This window comes from Aeromonas sp. FDAARGOS 1411 (assembly GCF_019047125.1).
Lineage (GTDB): Bacteria > Pseudomonadota > Gammaproteobacteria > Enterobacterales > Aeromonadaceae > Aeromonas > Aeromonas veronii.
On record NZ_CP077214.1, the window covers coordinates 4,339,277 to 4,353,132 of the forward strand.

Annotated in this window: 12 protein-coding genes, 12 tRNA genes and 1 pseudogene; 21 read left to right on the forward strand and 4 right to left on the reverse strand. The window is 57.1% G+C overall.

The annotated features are described in order from the left end of the window. Positions 1 to 71 precede the first annotated feature (71 nt). The 19 genes from ybgC to I6L41_RS19870 all read left to right on the forward strand — a co-directional run bounded on the left by ybgC (position 72) and on the right by I6L41_RS19870 (position 7,014). The gene (ybgC, locus tag I6L41_RS19780; protein ID WP_216960842.1) at positions 72 to 479 is read left to right on the forward strand and encodes a tol-pal system-associated acyl-CoA thioesterase; all 408 of its coding nucleotides are present in this window, start codon (positions 72 to 74) and stop codon (positions 477 to 479) included. Continuing rightward, the gene (gene tolQ, locus I6L41_RS19785) at positions 469 to 1,158 is read left to right on the forward strand and encodes a protein TolQ (RefSeq protein WP_005335735.1); all 690 of its coding nucleotides are present in this window, start codon (positions 469 to 471) and stop codon (positions 1,156 to 1,158) included. Before ybgC ends, tolQ begins: the two co-directional genes overlap by 11 nt. Then, the gene (tolR, locus tag I6L41_RS19790) at positions 1,158 to 1,604 is read left to right on the forward strand and encodes a protein TolR (protein WP_005335733.1); all 447 of its coding nucleotides are present in this window, start codon (positions 1,158 to 1,160) and stop codon (positions 1,602 to 1,604) included. Before tolQ ends, tolR begins: the two co-directional genes overlap by 1 nt. A 5-nt stretch (positions 1,605 to 1,609) precedes the next feature. Further along, positions 1,610 to 2,743: a cell envelope integrity protein TolA gene (tolA, locus tag I6L41_RS19795; protein ID WP_013723471.1), complete on the forward strand. Its 1,134-nt coding sequence runs from the start codon at positions 1,610 to 1,612 to the stop codon at positions 2,741 to 2,743. 95 nt (positions 2,744 to 2,838) lie between these two features. Then, the gene (tolB, locus tag I6L41_RS19800; protein ID WP_005335728.1) at positions 2,839 to 4,164 is read left to right on the forward strand and encodes a Tol-Pal system beta propeller repeat protein TolB; all 1,326 of its coding nucleotides are present in this window, start codon (positions 2,839 to 2,841) and stop codon (positions 4,162 to 4,164) included. Between the two features lie 49 nt (positions 4,165 to 4,213). After that, a complete protein-coding gene (pal, locus tag I6L41_RS19805; RefSeq protein ID WP_005313284.1) occupies positions 4,214 to 4,738 on the forward strand; it encodes a peptidoglycan-associated lipoprotein Pal in 525 nt (174 codons plus the stop codon). Between the two features lie 158 nt (positions 4,739 to 4,896). Further along, complete coding sequence (gene ybgF / locus I6L41_RS19810) at positions 4,897 to 5,697, forward strand: tol-pal system protein YbgF (protein WP_216960845.1); 801 nt, start codon at positions 4,897 to 4,899, stop codon at positions 5,695 to 5,697. 174 nt (positions 5,698 to 5,871) lie between these two features. Further along, positions 5,872 to 5,947 (forward strand) — tRNA-Lys (locus I6L41_RS19815). 31 nt (positions 5,948 to 5,978) lie between these two features. Further along, positions 5,979 to 6,054: transfer RNA gene (locus I6L41_RS19820), tRNA-Val, on the forward strand. Between the two features lie 24 nt (positions 6,055 to 6,078). Next, a tRNA-Lys gene (locus tag I6L41_RS19825) sits at positions 6,079 to 6,154 on the forward strand. A 16-nt stretch (positions 6,155 to 6,170) separates the two neighbouring features. After that, a tRNA-Val gene (locus tag I6L41_RS19830) sits at positions 6,171 to 6,246 on the forward strand. A gap of 24 nt (positions 6,247 to 6,270) precedes the next feature. Beyond that, a tRNA-Lys gene (locus I6L41_RS19835) sits at positions 6,271 to 6,346 on the forward strand. A 17-nt stretch (positions 6,347 to 6,363) separates the two neighbouring features. After that, positions 6,364 to 6,439 (forward strand) — tRNA-Val (locus I6L41_RS19840). Positions 6,440 to 6,461: 22 nt separating this feature from the next. Beyond that, positions 6,462 to 6,537 (forward strand) — tRNA-Lys (locus I6L41_RS19845). Between the two features lie 16 nt (positions 6,538 to 6,553). After that, positions 6,554 to 6,629: transfer RNA gene (locus tag I6L41_RS19850), tRNA-Val, on the forward strand. 23 nt (positions 6,630 to 6,652) lie between these two features. After that, positions 6,653 to 6,728: transfer RNA gene (locus tag I6L41_RS19855), tRNA-Lys, on the forward strand. Between the two features lie 17 nt (positions 6,729 to 6,745). Then, positions 6,746 to 6,821 (forward strand) — tRNA-Val (locus I6L41_RS19860). 24 nt (positions 6,822 to 6,845) lie between these two features. Continuing rightward, positions 6,846 to 6,921, forward strand: a tRNA-Lys gene (locus I6L41_RS19865). 17 nt (positions 6,922 to 6,938) lie between these two features. After that, positions 6,939 to 7,014: transfer RNA gene (locus I6L41_RS19870), tRNA-Val, on the forward strand. A 304-nt stretch (positions 7,015 to 7,318) separates the two neighbouring features. Here I6L41_RS19870 and I6L41_RS19875 read toward each other — a convergent pair. Next, entirely contained in the window at positions 7,319 to 8,632 is a 1,314-nt protein-coding gene (locus tag I6L41_RS19875) for a sodium-dependent transporter (RefSeq protein ID WP_201938699.1), read from the reverse strand. A gap of 431 nt (positions 8,633 to 9,063) precedes the next feature. Here I6L41_RS19875 and I6L41_RS19880 point away from each other — a divergent pair. Then, positions 9,064 to 9,784, forward strand: a pseudogene (locus I6L41_RS19880) (substrate-binding periplasmic protein). A 3-nt stretch (positions 9,785 to 9,787) separates the two neighbouring features. On the opposite strand, the gene I6L41_RS19885 reads toward I6L41_RS19880, so the two are convergent. Together I6L41_RS19885 and I6L41_RS19890 are read right to left on the reverse strand one after the other, a co-directional pair. Continuing rightward, complete coding sequence (locus I6L41_RS19885; RefSeq protein ID WP_158112740.1) at positions 9,788 to 11,101, reverse strand: sodium-dependent transporter; 1,314 nt, start codon at positions 11,099 to 11,101, stop codon at positions 9,788 to 9,790. A gap of 211 nt (positions 11,102 to 11,312) precedes the next feature. Continuing rightward, positions 11,313 to 12,152: an isopenicillin N synthase family oxygenase gene (locus I6L41_RS19890; protein ID WP_216960848.1), complete on the reverse strand. Its 840-nt coding sequence runs from the start codon at positions 12,150 to 12,152 to the stop codon at positions 11,313 to 11,315. 206 nt (positions 12,153 to 12,358) lie between these two features. Here I6L41_RS19890 and I6L41_RS19895 point away from each other — a divergent pair, with 206 nt between their 5' ends. After that, on the forward strand, positions 12,359 to 12,922 hold the full coding sequence (locus I6L41_RS19895) for a DUF2799 domain-containing protein (RefSeq protein ID WP_064341678.1): 564 nt from the start codon (positions 12,359 to 12,361) through the stop codon (positions 12,920 to 12,922). 51 nt (positions 12,923 to 12,973) lie between these two features. Here I6L41_RS19895 and I6L41_RS19900 read toward each other — a convergent pair whose 3' ends face one another. Next, entirely contained in the window at positions 12,974 to 13,792 is an 819-nt protein-coding gene (locus I6L41_RS19900; RefSeq protein ID WP_216960851.1) for a Cof-type HAD-IIB family hydrolase, read from the reverse strand. Positions 13,793 to 13,856 lie beyond the last annotated feature (64 nt).

Genomic DNA, 13,856 nt, shown 5'->3' on the forward strand with positions numbered 1-13,856 from the left:
CTGCTTCTTTCCTATTCAGCCCTGCGCTATGATAGCCCCCCATCTGACTGTCGAATGGATCACAGATTGTTATGGGGGAAGTCTTTGAGTTTCCGGTGCGTGTCTACTACGAAGACACCGACGCCGGGGGCATCGTCTACAACGCCAATTATCTCAAGTTTATGGAACGTGCTCGCACCGAGTTTCTTCGTGCCAAAGGGGTCGAACAGGACGTCTGGCTGCAGGAGGGATATGCCTTCGTGGTGAGCCGAACTGAGATCGATTTCCGCTCGGCGGCCCGTTTTAATGAACTATTGAATGTATTAACGCAAGTGATTGAAGTGAAACGCGCATCCCTGCGCTTTTCGCAGCAGATCCTGGCGGCTGATGGACGACTGATCACCCAGGCCATGGTACAGATAGCCTGTGTCAGTCATCCGCAAATGGAACCTGTAGCTATACCTGAAAAAATCAAGGGAGTGCTGTTAAGTGCACGCTGAAATTTCGTTTATTGGCCTGTTTTGGCAAGCCAGCCTGTTGGTAAAACTGGTCATGATGACCCTGATGAGCATGTCTATTGTCTCGTGGGCGCTGATTATCCAGCGTTCAAAGGCGATCAAGGCGGCCAATCTCGCATCGGAACAGTTTGAAGATCGCTTCTGGTCAGGGGTCGATCTCAATCGGCTCTATCAGGAGTCCTCTTCCCGCCGCGATGACATCGAAGGCATGGAAGATATCTTCTACTCCGGCTTCAAGGAGTATGCCCGCTTGCTCAAGGCCGGTGCCCGTGGTCAGGATGCAGTGATGGATGGTACCTACCGCGCCATGCGCGTCTCCCTCTCCCGCGCGGTGGATGATCTGGAATCCAACCTGCCGGTGCTGGCGACCATCGGTTCCATCAGCCCCTATATCGGTCTGTTTGGTACCGTATGGGGGATCATGAACGCCTTTATCGCCCTGGGTCAGGTGCAGCAGGCCACCCTGCAGATGGTGGCACCGGGTATCGCAGAAGCGCTGATCGCTACCGCCATGGGTCTGTTTGCCGCTATCCCGGCGGTTATCTTCTACAACCGCTTCTCCAACAAGGTCGAGCGGCTGGAGAACGCCTACGCCAACTTCATGGACGAGTTCACTACCATTCTGAACCGTCAAATTGCACAGCAGCAGGGTGATCAGTAATGCAAACCTATCAGCGGATCCGGCGCAAGAAGGTGGCCGAGATCAACGTGGTTCCCTATATCGACGTCATGCTGGTGCTGCTTATCATCTTTATGGCGGTCACGCCGGTGATCACGCAAGGGGTCAAGGTGGATCTGCCACAGGCTGAGTCCGAGCAGTTGCCGGAAGATGCCAAGCCGCCCTTCATCGTCAGCGTCAATACCGAAGGCGAGTATGTCATCAAGGCTGGCGAAGCCGATGACGAGCCGGTGCCAAGCGGCACGCCAGAGGCGATGCAGCAATACATCACCGAAAAAGCCATGGGCTATCTGGCGATCAACCAGAATGCCCCCGTGGTGGTCGCGGGTGACAAGGCCGTGCGCTACGAAGAGGTGATCCTGTTGATGGTGGCCCTCAAGAATGCGGGTGTGCCTCAGGTTGGCCTGATGACAGATCCGGTGAACTAACGGAGATGGATGTGAAGCGTGGTATTTCCGGTTATCTCATCGCGTCGTTTCTGCTGCACCTGATCATCGGCATCATCCTGTTTGTCGGGCTCGATTTCAGCAAACCGAAGCGACCCGAATCGAAGGGGCAGATCGTCAATGCCGTCATGCTCGATGAGAACTTCCTCAACGAACAGGCCAAGCAGATCCAGCAGCAGAAATCTCAGCCCAAGCCTCAAAAGGTAGAGAAAGAGAAGGATAAGGAAGACACGGATCTCGCCAAGCGCGAGCTGGCTCAGAAACAGGAGCAGCTTCGCATCGCCGAGACCAAGCGCAAGCAGGCCGAAGAGGCGACTCGCAAGGCCGAGGCCGAGAAGCAGAAGAAGGTTGCCGAGCAGAAGCAGGCGGAAGAGAAGGCCCAAAAAGCCGAGGAAGCCCGCAAGCTGGAAGAACAGAAGGCCAAGAAGGCCGAAGCCGAGCGTAAAGCGGCGGAAGCCGAAAGCAAGGCGTTGGCGCTGAAGAAGAAAAAGGAACAAGAGAAGAAAGAGGCCGAAGAGAAGGCCAAGGCGGCAGAAGCCAAGGCCAAGAAAGCGGAAGCTGACAAGAAGGCCAAAGCCGAAGCCGAGAAGAAAGCCAAGGCAGAAGCAGAGAAAAAAGCCAAAGCCGAGGCCGAGAAGAAGGCCAAGGAAGAGGCTGAGAAAAAGGCAAAAGCTGACGCAGAGAAGAAAGCCAAGGCAGAGGCCGAAAAGCAGGCCAAGATCGCGGCTGAGCGCAAGCGTAAAGCGGCCGAGCAGGCCAAGCTGCAAAAAGAGATGGAAGAGATGATGCAGCAGCAGCTGTCGGCTGAGGCCAATGCTCGCAGTCAGGCGGCATCGGCAGCAGCCCAGGGCGAAGTCGACAAATATGCGGCGCTCATCAAGGCCACTGTTGAGCGGTATATGATTTTGGATCCCACCATGCGGGGCAAAACATGTACTATCGGCGTACGTCTTGCGAGCAGTGGCTTTGTCATATCGGTAGATAACGGCCAGGGTGACCCGGCGGTCTGTCGTTCCGGTAAGGCGGCTGTTCTGAAAGCCAATCAACTGCCTGTGCCCAAGGATCCTGCGGCATTCGAGATGTTGAAGGAATTTAACCTGAAGTTAGAACCGAGTATCTAAGCGTGATAAAACGAGGTTGCTTGCCTCCGGTTGGCAACCTCTCGCCGAGAAAGGAATTTAACCTCTCATCTATATTGGAACCGAGTATTTAAGCCATGATCAGAAAAGTATTTTTTGCTTTGGTTGGCTGTTTGTTGCTGGGCCAGAGTGCCCAGGCGGCCTTGGACATCGTCATCACCGGCGGTATTGATAGCGCACGCCCCATCGCCGTTGCTCCCTTCAAGTGGGAAGGCAACGGACAGTTGCCGCAGGACATCGCGGAAGTAGTCTCCAACGACCTGATGCGCAGCGGCAAGTTCAAGCCGCTGGCCCGTGGCCAGATGCCGCAAACCCCGAGCAGCAGCAGCGAGATCAACTTCGCTCCCTGGGCCTCCCAAGGGGTTGAAGCCGTGGTGGTGGGTTCCATTTCGGCAGTCGGTGACGGCACCTACAAGGTGAACTTCGAGCTGGTCGATGTGCTGAAAGGCCAGCTGGCCAAGGCACAAGGTGGCGAGAGCAACGGTTACATTCTGGATAGCCGTATGGCGACCATCCCGGGTGCCCAGATGCGCCAGTTTGCCCACCGTATCTCCGACATCGTCTATGAGCGTTTGACGGGCGAGCGCGGTGCCTTCCTGACCCGTCTGGCTTACGTCTCCGTCCAGCAGGGGACCCAGTTCCCGTACCAGCTGCGTATTTCTGACTACGACGGTTACAACGAGAAGACCCTGCTGCGCTCCCGCGAACCCTTGATGTCTCCGGCCTGGTCACCGGATGGCAGCAAGCTGGCTTACGTGAGCTTCGAGAACCAGAAGTCCGAAATCTACGTGCAGGATATCTACACCCAGCAGCGCAGTCTGATCACCAGTTTCCGCGGTATCAACGGGGCGCCGGAGTGGTCTCCGGATGGTCGTCGTCTGGCTATCGTTCTCTCCAAAGATGGTTCACCAAATCTCTATGTGGTTGATGTCGCTAGCAAGCAGCTGACCCGCGTCACAACCAGCCGGGTGATCGACACTGAACCCTCCTGGATGCCGGATGGGCAAAATTTGTTGTTCACCTCTGAACGTGGTGGCAAACCCCAGATTTATAGCGTAAATTTGGCGACTGGTATGACTCGCCGGATGACTTGGGAAGGTGAATCCAACCAGGGTGCATCCATCACTCCTGATGGCAAAATCATGGTGATGGTGACCCGTGTTCAGGGACAGTATCGTATTGCCCGTCAGGACATGGAAAACAATGCCCTGTTGGTCCTTACCCAGAGTGCTCTGGATGAGTCGCCAAGTGTGGCTCCCAATGGCAGCATGATCATTTATGCCACCATCTATCAGGGTCGTAAGAGTCTCGCGTTGGTGTCGACTGATGGTCGCTTCAAGGCTGTGCTTCCGACCAGTAGCGGTGAAATTCGTGCACCAGCTTGGTCGCCCTTCTTGAATTGATAAAAATCCAATTGTTTTTTGTTTTGTTATAAAGGTTTAAGGAAATAGCATGCAACTCAATAAACTGCTCAAGGGTTTGGCCATCGCACTGCCACTGTTCACCCTGGCCGCTTGTAGTTCTTCTTCTGATTCCGACGCCGCTGGCGCTGAATCAGGTATGACCGACGGCATGGGCGGTGTACAAACCGGCGGCGCCAACGGCATGTTGTCCCCGGAAGAGCAGATGCGTCAGAAGTTCGAAGCACTGCAGCGTGACAACGTGATCTACTTCCCGTTCGACGGTTACGATATCCAGGGTCAGTACGCTGATCTGCTGGATGCCCACGCCAGCTACCTGCGCGAGCGCCCGAGCGTGAAAGTCCTGATCGAAGGTCACGCCGATGAGCGCGGTACTCCGGAGTACAACATCGCCCTGGGCGAGCGTCGTGCCAAGGCTGTTGCCAAGTATCTGCAAACCCTGGGTGTGCAGGCCGAGCAGCTCTCCATCGTCAGCTATGGCGAAGAGAAGCCGCTGGATCTGTCCCACACCGAGGATGCCTTTGCCAAAAACCGCCGCGCGGTTCTGGTTTACTAAGGTTTGAACCGAACGAAGTTCGTTTATATGCAAGCGGCCATTTCGATGGCCGTTTTATTTGCACTAAACGCCAAGGTTTGATCCGAATGAAATCTGTATATGCGAGCGACGATGGCGCTGGCCGTTTTATCTGTACTAAACGCTAAGGTTTGATCCGAATGAAATCTGTGTACAAGCAAGCTGTCGTTGCGCTGGCCGTAATGGTTGCTCTGAATGCGCAAGCTGCGGCACCGGTCAGCGATCTGGGCGGTGACTCAAGTGGTGGGGTTGTCCTTAGCGGCAACAACGGCGCCATCGTGCCCACCGGTAGCCTGGAAGATCGGGTTGCCCTGCTGGAGCGCACCCTCAATGCCCGTCTGCGACTGCAAGCTGAATTGCAGCAACAGGTCGACTCCCTGCAAGGGGAAGTATCCGAGCTGCGTGGTCAGCTGGAGCAGCAGACCTACCAGATGGAACAGTCGCAAGAGCGCCAGCGTCAGCTCTACCAGGAGCTCGACAAGGTTGCCAGCAGCCAGCAGGCTGCTCCAGCCGCCCCGGTCCCTGCTGCTGCCACACCGGCTGCTGCCGCCAATTACTCAACCAATCAGGATGAGAACCAGGCCTACGACGCAGCGGTCAACATGGTGCTCAAAGAGAAGAACTACGACAAAGCCATCCCGGCTTTCCAGGGCTTTATCAAGCAGTACCCCAATTCGGGCTATGTTCCCAATGCACACTACTGGCTTGGCCAGTTGCTGTTCAACAAGGGTGACAGAGCCGGTGCCTCGGCCCAGTTTTCGACCGTGGCCAACAAATACAGCAAATCCCCCAAGCGAGCCGATGCGCTGCTGAAGCTGGGTATGCTGGCGCAGCTGGATGGCAAGAAGGCGGAAGCCAAATCCTTCTATGAGCAGGTGATCAAGGGCTATCCCAACACCTCGCCGGCCCAGTTGGCCAAACAGAGTCTGGCCAAGCTGTAACATTGCTGTATGTCACTGTTTTCGTAACGCTACTGTAAAAACAGCCTGCATTTGTACGCACAGTGAGCAAACGGATTTAAATTACGAATTTTCTGTTGCACCGGAAATTTAAATCCGTAATATAGGCCGCCGTCAGAGCCGAAGCAGCAATGCAGTCGGAACTGGTCGTGGTGAGGGTCGTTAGCTCAGTCGGTAGAGCAGTTGACTTTTAATCAATTGGTCGCTGGTTCGAATCCAGCACGACCCACCATTTTCTCCACTCGGTGGAGACAGAATTCCCAGGTCGTTTAGCTCAGCTGGGAGAGCACCTCCCTTACAAGGAGGGGGTCACTGGTTCGAACCCAGTAACGACCACCAGTTTGTAGAAAAAATGATTTAGATGGGTCGTTAGCTCAGTCGGTAGAGCAGTTGACTTTTAATCAATTGGTCGCTGGTTCGAATCCAGCACGACCCACCATCATTTCAGAATCCCAGGTCGTTTAGCTCAGCTGGGAGAGCACCTCCCTTACAAGGAGGGGGTCACTGGTTCGATCCCAGTAACGACCACCAGTTTGTAGAAAAAATGATTTAGATGGGTCGTTAGCTCAGTCGGTAGAGCAGTTGACTTTTAATCAATTGGTCGCTGGTTCGAATCCAGCACGACCCACCATCATTTCAAGAATCCCAGGTCGTTTAGCTCAGCTGGGAGAGCACCTCCCTTACAAGGAGGGGGTCACTGGTTCGATCCCAGTAACGACCACCAGTTTGTAAAAAATGATCTAGATGGGTCGTTAGCTCAGTCGGTAGAGCAGTTGACTTTTAATCAATTGGTCGCTGGTTCGAATCCAGCACGACCCACCATCATTTCAGAATCCCAGGTCGTTTAGCTCAGCTGGGAGAGCACCTCCCTTACAAGGAGGGGGTCACTGGTTCGATCCCAGTAACGACCACCAGTTTGTAAAAAAATGATTTAGATGGGTCGTTAGCTCAGTCGGTAGAGCAGTTGACTTTTAATCAATTGGTCGCTGGTTCGAATCCAGCACGACCCACCATCATTTCAAGAATCCCAGGTCGTTTAGCTCAGCTGGGAGAGCACCTCCCTTACAAGGAGGGGGTCACTGGTTCGATCCCAGTAACGACCACCAGTTTGTAGAAAAAATGATTTAGATGGGTCGTTAGCTCAGTCGGTAGAGCAGTTGACTTTTAATCAATTGGTCGCTGGTTCGAATCCAGCACGACCCACCATCATTTCAAGAATCCCAGGTCGTTTAGCTCAGCTGGGAGAGCACCTCCCTTACAAGGAGGGGGTCACTGGTTCGATCCCAGTAACGACCACCATATTCGCAAGCGAAGCTGAGATATCAGCTGCGGTTGCAGAGAAAGTCCCCATTCAGATGGGGATTTTTTTTGCCTGAAATTCAGTACTCCAGCTTCTTCTGTTGTCGTTGTGGCGAGCAAAGCACCACCTCTTATTGTGCCAGTCTGCACTCTGTCATTTCGCACATCCTCTACTCTGATCTGCCGAGATTGCCCGACTGCACTCCTGTCCATCGTGATGCTGCTCATAAGAACGCCTGTAATAAAGCAAACGCCAGCAATAAAAAGGGCAGGCCAAGGCCTGCCCGCAAAGATGCACAAGGTGTTACATGATCCCGCGGATCAGGATCCCGCTGATCAGCAGCGGCGCCACCACGCGCCAGCACCAGAGCAGCGCCAGACGCAGGGCGGGTGACAGGCCTACAGGGAGAATTGCATCACCCAGGCGCCAGCCCAGCAGCAGGGTCAGTACCAGACCAAACAGCGGCATCATCAGGTTGGAGGTGAGATAGTCGAGCAGCTCGAAGATGGTCTTGCCAAACAGGGTCAGATCGCTCCATGGGCCGAACGACAGACTCACTGGAATGCCGGATGCCATGATAAGCAGGGTCAGTACCCGGCAGGCACCACGGCGCGACCAGCCCCACTCCTCGGTGGTGAAGCGCACCAGATGCTCAAGCATGGAGATAGAGGAGGAGAGGGCGGCGACCAGCAGCAACAGGAAGAAGACCACCCCCAGTCCTTGACCGAACGGCAGATGGCTGAACACGGCTGGCATGGTCATAAAGGTGAGTCCTGGGCCTGCGGTGGGGTCGATACCGGTGGAGGCCAGCGCCGGAAAGATCATCAAGCCCGCCAGCACCGAGATAAGGCTTGCCAGTGTGACGACCCAGACCCCGGATCGCAGCACCCCTTCGCTATTGGGCAGGTAGGCACCATAGGTAGTGTGTACACCCAGCCCGATGGAGAGGGAGAAGAAGGCCAGCCCCAGCGCGTCCAGCACGCTCTGGCCGGTCAGCATGGAGAAGTCCGGCAGCAGCAGCTGGCGCACACCCGCCATGGAGCCCGGCATGGAGAGACCGACCCCCACCAGCAGCAACATCATGATAAAGAGCGCGGGCATCATCCAGCGCAGTGCCCGCTCAACCCCTTTCTGAATCCCCCCCTGCACGAACCACCAGGTCAGGCCTGCGAAAATCAGATGGGTCAGCACCGGCCACCAGGGGTTGCTGACATAGCCGTTGAACAGGGCGGTGAGGGCGCTTCCTTCGTTCAGGTTGAGTTTGCCAGCCATCGCCAGCGCGGCGTAACCCACGGTCCAGCCACCGACCACGCTGTAGAAGCTGTAGATAAAGAAGCCGCAGGCGATCCCCATATACCCCATCCAGCGCCAGTTCGGCCCCACCAGTTTGCGAAAAGCGCCGAGCACCCCGCGCTGGCTGTGGCTGCCGAGCAGGGTTTCGCCGACCTGTACCGCTACCCCCAGGGTGAAGCTAAACAGCAAAAACACCAGCAGGAAGGCGCCACCGCCATTGGTGGCGGTCACATAGGGAAACTTCCAGATGGCACCAAGGCCAATCGCTGTGCCTGCTGCGGCCAGCACATGACCGAGACGGGAAGACCACTGAACCTGGCTCATACAACCTCCGGGTAACACGACATCGAAGCAATACTCCTCTGTAGCAATAAACGACAGACCATAAAAAAGGCCGCCTGAGGCGACCTTTGCAATGAACATTCAGAAAAACTGTGCGTGCAAGGTCACCTCTCTTGCGAGCTAAAAAATCGACCAAACAGCACGAGGATGGCAGACATGAGGTGGCAACCTGACTAATGAATGAGGGAACAGCCTAAACCATGGAAAGAATAATTGACACATAAAATCAAAAAATTTTTATGTGTGCCGCTGTCACCACTCTGACTGTACGTACAACTCAATGTGGGGAACCTCGCAGGGCAGCATCTTTTCTACCTTGTGGCTATTTACTGGGCGATAATCGACGTAGCTTCTTCTGGAACTAGTGACCGCTACATGGCGCTGACGGGAACAACGATGAGACAGGATGTCGTATGAGATGGATGGTGCTGCCCTGGTTACTGATCAGCCTGAGTGTGTCGGCGCAGCCCGGATTAACCCTGCTGAGTCACGAACTTACCCCCCTTTACCGAATACCGCGACGGCAAGCTCGACGGATTTGCCATTCGCCTGATCGATGAGGTGCAGGAGGAGCTTGGCACCCGCTATCCGGTGCGGATTTACCCGCTCAAGCGGGCGCTGGCACTGGCACGGGTCGAGCCCGGCTATGGACTGTTCGTGGTACAGCGGCTCCCGGAGCGGGAGTCCCATTTCAAATGGGTTGGCCCGCTCTTTATCAATCGGGTCTTTATCTATCAGGCGCCGGATAGTCGCCACCCGCTGACCTCGCTGGCACAGTTGCGAGATCTGCCCAGAGTGGGGGTCGTGCTGGGCAATGCCGATGATGTGCGGTTGACCCATGAGGGCTACACCAATCTGGTGCGCTACAAGACGGTCGGGGAGGCGATAGAGCGGCTGATGCTGGGCAAGATCGATGCCTTGCCGATGGCGGAGCTGGTGATGGAGGCCACCCTCGACAAGATGGGGTTATCCCGGCGCAGCATCGTCAGCAGTGGCGTGCTGCTCCATCAGGCCGGTCTCTATATCGTCTTCTCCAAGGGAACGGATGATGCCGAGATCACCCGCTGGCAACATGCCCTGGAGGCCGTCAGAGCCGCCCAGGGGCGGGCCGATGAGCCCACCCGCGAAGAGTAACCGTCACACCAGACCGCGAATCAAGATCCCGCCGATCAGCAAGGGGGCAATCCAGCGCCAGCAGTTCATCAGCAAGTGATGCCAGTGGCTGGCAATCCCCTGCGGCAGCGCCTTGCGTCCCAGCTTCCAGCCCAGCAGCAGCGTCAGCATCAGGCCGAACAGCGGCATCATCAGGTTGGAGGTGACAAAGTCCAGCAGCTCGAAGATGGTTTTGCCAAACAGGGTTGCGTGTTGCAGCGGGCCAAACGACAGGCTGACCGGAACACCGCTAACCATGACGAATCCAGTGATGGCGCTGCAGGCCATGCGGCGTGACCAGCCCCAGGTCTCGCACAGGAAGCACTGCAAATGCTCCAGCAGGGAGATGGCCGAGGAGAGCGCCGCAAAAACCAGCAGGGTGAAGAAGATCACCTCAAGCACCTGACCGAAGGGCAGCAGCTGAAATACCGCCGGCATGGTCATAAAGGTGAGACCGGGGCCAGAGGCCGGGTCGATACCGGTCGAGGCCAGCACCGGGAAGATCATCAGCCCCGCCAGTACTGCCACCATGCTGGCCAGCAGCACCACCCAGAGGCTGGAGCGACCAACCCCTTCGCTGGTCGGCAGATAGGCGCCGTAGGTGGTGTGAATGCCCAGACCGATGGAGAGGGAGAAGAAGGCCAGCCCCATGGCATCGAGCACGCCGGACATCCCCAGCTTGCTGAAGTCGGGCATCAGGAAGTGACGTACCCCCGCCATCGCATTGGGCAGTGTGAGGCCAAAGGCGACCAGCATCAGGATCATCAGGAACAGGGCCGGCATCATCCAGCGCAAGGTGCGCTCCACCCCTTTCTGAATGCCCCCTTGCACCACCATCCAGGTGAGGGCGGCAAACAGCAGGTGAGTGAGGATTGGCCAGACGTCGCCGCTGACATAGTCATTGAAGCGGGCGGTGAGGGCCGCCGCATCCCCATGGTTGAGCTGACCTGAGATGGCCATGCCGGTATAACCCAGGGTCCAGCCCCCCACCACGCTGTAGAAGCAGTAGATGAGCAGGGTAGAGATCACCCCCATTACCCCAACCCAGCGCCACTGTTTGCCGAGCAGATCGGAGAAGGCACCGACTACCCCGCGGCGACTCATGCTGCCGAGCAGGGTTTCCCCCATCAGTACCGCAACCCCCAGGGTGAAGCTGAACAGCAGAAAGACCAGCAGGAAGGCGCCGCCGCCGTTGACGGCGGTGACGTAGGGGAATTTCCAGATTGCGCCGATACCGACCGCGGAACCCGCTGCGGCGAGGATGTAGCCGAGTCGGGATGACCATTGGGACTGCTTCATAAGAACTCCAATCGAGCGCCCCTTGGCAGGGGCAGAATGGCGCTCATGTTACGGAGGTCACGGCGCAATCACTACGACGGTTATCAGGTGTAAATGCGATTTATTGGCATGATTGGCTAATTTAATTCTGTTTTTTGCCCAATCCTGCCACCAAATAAAAACCGGAGCGAGATTGCTCCGGTTTGGTCTCTGAAAACTGCTCGTCGGTGGACTAGAGCACCCCGAGCTCCCGCAGCCGCTCCATCAGGTAGCTGTGGGCGGTATGACGCTCGGAGAGCACTACATCCGGGCGCGGATGGAGGAACAGCGGCAGGGAGATACGCGACTTGGCGGCGCTGCCACCGGTCGGGTTGATGACCCTGTGAGTGGTGGAGGGATAGTAGCCGCGAGAGGCTTCCTGCAGCATGTCGCCGATGTTGATGATGAGGGTGCCAAAGTCGCACGGCACATCCATCCACTCGCCGTCGGAACCCTTCACCTGCAGCCCCGGCTCGTTGGCGGCGGGCAGAATGGTAAGCAGGTTGATATCTTCGTGGGCGGCGGCGCGGATGGCGCCCGGCTCCTCGGTGCCATCGAACGGCGGATAGTGCAGCACCCGCAGCAGGGTCTTCTGGCTCTCTTCGATCATCGAGGAGAGGGGGCAGCTGTAGTGAGCGGCGATATCGGCCGGGGTGTACTGCTCGACCCAGCCCAGCAGCTCGGCGGCCAGACCGTTGGCTAGACGATAGTACTCCATCGCCTGCTCCTTCAGTTCTTCCGGCATCTGGCCCCAGGGGTAGATGTGGAAGTACTCCTTGATGTCTTTCTGGCTATGGCCCTTGGCCACCTCGGAGACCGAGGGCGGGAAGTAGCCATCCTGAGTCTCGCGGTTGAACAGGAAATCCTGCTTCTGCTCGCTCATGAAGAAGCGATACCAGTTTTCGTAGATGGACTGCACCAGCTCTTTCGGAATGGGGTGATTGGTCAACACGCCAAAGCCGGTGGTTCGCAGGGATTCGGTGAAGCGTTGGGCCGCATCGGGTGAGCGGTAATCGACGGTCAGGACTTTCATTGTTTTTGTTGCGCGCCAGTTAAAAGATGGCGCAGTTTACCTTGCACCTGATAACAAGGAAAGCGGGTTGGCTGCCCGTCTGGCACGGCGTTGAATAGTGACAAAAACATCAAATAAACCGTGCCAGACCGCACGGGGGCGCATCCCTTGTTATGGCCTTTTATCCTCTCTAGAATGCCGGTCACTATCTTTTCCGGAGTCTGTTCATGTCCCCCAAAATCCTGTTGCTGATCCTGCCGGTATTGCTGGCGGGATGCAGTGCCCTGTCAGAAGATGAGTGCCGCACCATGAGCTGGTACAACCTGGGTTATCAGGATGGATCGGAAGGCAAAACCCGTCAGGCGACCCGCGATTACGTTTCGTCTTGCAGCGAATATGGCCTCAAAGTGGATGAAGCCGAGTGGAAACGGGGCTACGACAAGGGGCTGGAGCTCTACTGCATTCCCGAGCTGGCTTACAGCAAGGGCAAGGAGGGGCAGGCCTATCTGGGGGTATGCCCCAATGATGCCAGCTTCCTCAAGCAGTATCAGCGTGGCTACGAAGAGTACAAACTGGCTGCCCGCCTGCGGGAGATCAGCGACGAGCTGGAGCGTACCGAGCGGGATATCGATACGCTTGAACGCAGCATCCGCAACGAAACCAACACGGAACAGCGCGACTACTACCGTGCCAAGCGCGATCGAGCCATTCGCCACTACGAATCCCTGCGCCGGGAGTACAACCGTCTGCGCTATCCGGATCGGGTGATCCAGTTCTCCTTCGGCGGTTAATCCCTCTCTTCATGGCCAGCCCGCGTGCTGGCCATGTTGCACCTTGTCAGATCAGGGCAGCACCCAGCGCTGCAGCGCCAGTGCTATACCATCTTCGTTGTGGTCGGCCGTGACCCGATGGGCATGGCTCTGGATTTGCGGGGCCGCATTACCCATGGCCACAGCCAGCCCCACCTGCTCGAACATGCTGATGTCGTTGTTGTTGTCCCCAAACGCTACCACCTGCTCCATCGCAATCCCTTCGCTGGCTGCCCACTGGGCCAGCTGGTTGCCCTTGCTGCAACCGGGCTGTACCAGCTCCACCGCATAGGGGGCCGCCCAGTCGCGGGTAAAGGGCATCTGCTCGACCACCTCGCCCATAAAGGTGTGCAGGCGTGCCGGATCCTGATTGAACAGCTCCAGTTTCCAGACCGGGTTGTCGAGCCAGCCTGCCAGATCCTCGACCGGGTGGAGGGCGATCTTGAGGTGATCCGGCTGATTGGCCGACCAGTGGCGGATGCGGGTGACATGCTCTTCGCAGCCGATGTAGCCGATCCCCTCGCTCAGGTGGAACAGGGCGCCCATCTGCTGCGCCTCGACCGCGGCCAGCAGCTCGGTAAGCGGGGCGGCCGCCAGCGGGTCGCCGCTGAGGATCCGGTTCTGCACCGGATCATAGAGATAGGCGCCGTTGCTGCAGATGAGGGGGGTATCGAGGGCCAGCTCGTGGTGGAAGGGACGCGCCGTCATGTAGTGGCGCCCCGTGACCAGCAGCACCTTGATGCCGTGGGCGCGGGCCTGCGCCAGGGCTGCCCGAGTGGCCGACGAGATCTTGTGATCCCGGGTCAGCAGGGTGCCATCCATATCGAGCGCGATGGCCTTGTACTCACTCATAGCTCCTCCAGCATCGAACAAATCCGTAAAGAGCCTTACCGTCCCAGACCCGGCGCCCCGATGC

Bases quoted from the DNA above. Each gene is read 5' to 3' on its own strand.
- I6L41_RS19895 (WP_064341678.1), top strand. From the start codon at position 12,359: ATGTCCCCCAAAATCCTGTTGCTGATCCTGCCGGTATTGCTGGCGGGA.
- tolR (WP_005335733.1), top strand. From the start codon at position 1,158: ATGCAAACCTATCAGCGGATCCGGCGCAAGAAGGTGGCCGAGATCAAC.
- I6L41_RS19885 (WP_158112740.1), bottom strand. From the start codon at position 11,101: ATGAAGCAGTCCCAATGGTCATCCCGACTCGGCTACATCCTCGCCGCA.
- tolB (WP_005335728.1), top strand. From the start codon at position 2,839: ATGATCAGAAAAGTATTTTTTGCTTTGGTTGGCTGTTTGTTGCTGGGC.
- I6L41_RS19900 (WP_216960851.1), bottom strand. From the start codon at position 13,792: ATGAGTGAGTACAAGGCCATCGCGCTCGATATGGATGGCACCCTGCTG.
- I6L41_RS19875 (WP_201938699.1), bottom strand. From the start codon at position 8,632: ATGAGCCAGGTTCAGTGGTCTTCCCGTCTCGGTCATGTGCTGGCCGCA.
- I6L41_RS19890 (WP_216960848.1), bottom strand. From the start codon at position 12,152: ATGAAAGTCCTGACCGTCGATTACCGCTCACCCGATGCGGCCCAACGC.
- pal (WP_005313284.1), top strand. From the start codon at position 4,214: ATGCAACTCAATAAACTGCTCAAGGGTTTGGCCATCGCACTGCCACTG.
- ybgF (WP_216960845.1), top strand. From the start codon at position 4,897: ATGAAATCTGTGTACAAGCAAGCTGTCGTTGCGCTGGCCGTAATGGTT.
- tolA (WP_013723471.1), top strand. From the start codon at position 1,610: ATGGATGTGAAGCGTGGTATTTCCGGTTATCTCATCGCGTCGTTTCTG.
- ybgC (WP_216960842.1), top strand. From the start codon at position 72: ATGGGGGAAGTCTTTGAGTTTCCGGTGCGTGTCTACTACGAAGACACC.